Origin of the sequence: Nonomuraea sp. NPDC048916 (assembly GCF_040649575.1) — a bacterium.
Classification (GTDB): domain Bacteria; phylum Actinomycetota; class Actinomycetes; order Streptosporangiales; family Streptosporangiaceae; genus Nonomuraea.
On sequence record NZ_JBEZFS010000102.1, the window covers coordinates 1 to 2,195 of the forward strand.

3 protein-coding genes are annotated in these 2,195 nt (G+C 70.5%); all 3 read right to left on the reverse strand.

Translation table 11 applies throughout. The features are described 5' to 3' along the window. The coding region (locus tag AB0C16_RS39885; protein WP_357691325.1) for a DUF742 domain-containing protein at window positions 1-234 on the reverse strand (234 nt) is incomplete at its 3' end. 56 nt (window positions 235-290) lie between these two features. Beyond that, window positions 291-713, reverse strand: a complete 423-nt coding sequence (locus tag AB0C16_RS39890) for a roadblock/LC7 domain-containing protein (protein WP_357691327.1) — start codon at window positions 711-713, stop codon at window positions 291-293. Beyond that, window positions 710-2,195, reverse strand: a 1,486-nt coding sequence (locus tag AB0C16_RS39895; protein ID WP_357691329.1) for an ATP-binding protein, incomplete at its 5' end; no start/stop codon positions are given. The genes AB0C16_RS39890 and AB0C16_RS39895, both read right to left, overlap by 4 nt.

The following is a 2,195-nucleotide window of genomic DNA, read 5'->3' on the forward strand; positions in this document are numbered from 1 at the left end:
CACCACACCCAGCGGAATCCGCAACAGCGCCGACACCTCAGCCACCGACCGAACCTGCCGACACAACTGACTGATCGCCTGATACTCCGGCGTGATATGCGAAAACTCCCGATGCTCAGCCGTCGCCGACGAGACGAGGGCCTCCATGGCCAGTTTCACGCGCGGAGCGGTGCGCCCGCCCGTCACCGCGTAGGGGCGTACGGGCGACGCCGGGTCGGAGGCCGGCGGTGACATGGGCGGGGGCTGAGGCTCCCAGCCGCCGCTGTTCCATCTAGGGTCCGTCACCTACATCACCTGGACTGGGTAGCGCGCAACTCGGCGCGCACCGCGGGAGTGAGCACCTGACCGGCGCGATCCACCATGAGCGTCATCTGATAGGCCACCAACCCCATGTCACAGTCAGGAGCGGCCAGGACCGCCAGGCACGAACCGTCGCTGATCGACATGATCAGCATCAGCCCTCGCTGCATCTCCACGATCGTCTGATTGACCGCGCCGCCCTCGAACACCCGGGAAGCGCCCTGTGTCAGGCTCACCAACCCCGAGGCGATCGCCGCCAACTGGTCCGCGCGGTCGGCCGGGAATCCCGACGAGGCCGCGAGCGGCAAGCCGTCAGAAGAGACGACGACCGCGTGGGCGACGCCCGGAACGGTGCTGACGAAATCAGTGATCAACCAGTCGACACCGCGTGCGGCATGACTCAGGTCGTTCATACACCCTCCTCCCTGCTCTCAACGTTCCTCGGACCAGACGGGTACGCCTTGCCCTCGCTGATGTCGTCGCGCGCGGCCCGGAAGCCCTGCTGGAAGCTGGACAACCGGCTGCGCACCCGGTCGGGCGACACCGACGGCATCGGGGTCACGCCCTTCGGCGCCGACGCCGTGTCCGCCGAACCCGGCACCAGGTTCGCCTTCGGCACCCGCTTCGGCAGACCTGACGCCGTCGCCCCGTCACGCACCGGCTCCACCACGGCCTTGGCGGCGCTCCATCCGGCGTCGGCCTTGGACGAGCCCCAGGTGGCGCCGGTTTCGCTCTGCTCGAACCAGGCGGACTCGACCGAGGCGAAGATCGGAAGGTACTCGTCACCGGCGGACGGCGGAGTGTTCACCGCCGGGATCGGACCGGTGGCCGCGGACTCGGTCTCCGGGAAGTCGTACCTGGAGGTGCGGCGCGAGGAGTCGCCGTCGCCGAGATCCCAGTTCGGCGGGTCGTCGGCGGCGGTGGGCCGTTTGGGCAGTCCGTTGCCCTCGCCGCCCGTCCAGCCGCCGCCGCCTCCCGTGCCGCGTGACGGCACCCACACGTCGGCGGTGTCGTAGCCGCCGCTGCTGGCGCGGGGGTCGGAGGGCCAGTTGCCGCCTCCGGAGGGCCACTGGGGCATGGACGGCCAGGCGCCGACCGGCTCCGGTACCGATGTGCCCGGGCCCTGCGGGTTGGACGGGTAGGAGGGGTGGTCGGGGCCCATCTGGTAGGAGTTGGCCGGCCACTGGGGCGTGGAGGCGACGGGCTGCGCGGTCGCGTACGACTCCTCGCGGCTGGTGCCGGACGTGCCGCCCGCGAAGGCGGGTGTCTGGGCGCCGAGCAGGATCTCGGGGACGAGCACCATCGCGGTGAGCCCGCCGCCGCCGTGCGGGCGCAGCTGCACCCGGATGCCGTGCCGGTGAGCCAGCCTGGCGACCACGAACAGGCCCATCCGGCGTGACACCGACACGTCCATGGTCGGCGCGTCAACCAGCCGTTCGTTGGCCAGGACGAGCTCTTCCTGGGTCATCCCGATGCCGGAGTCGGTGATCGACAGCATCACGCCGCCGCCGTCGATGCGGCTGCCGGAGACGGTGACGCGGGTTTCGCGGGGAGAGAACGACAGGGCGTTCTCGACCAGCTCGGCGATGAGGTGGATGACGTCGTTGACCGCCTGGCCGGCGACGGAGACGCCGTCGGGGACCTGCAGCACGACCCGTTCGTAGTTCTCGACCTCCGACAGCGAGGCGCGGGCCACGTCGACCAGCTTGACCGGCTGGCTCCAGCGGCGCGGCGGGTCCTGGCCCGCGAGCACCAGCAGGTTCTCGCTGTTGCGCCGCATACGGGTGGCCAGATGGTCCAGCTTGAACAGGTTGGCCAGCCGGCTCTCGTCCTGCTCGCCCTGCTCCAGCCCGTCGATCAGGGTGATCTGCCGCTCGACCAGCGTCTGGCTGCGC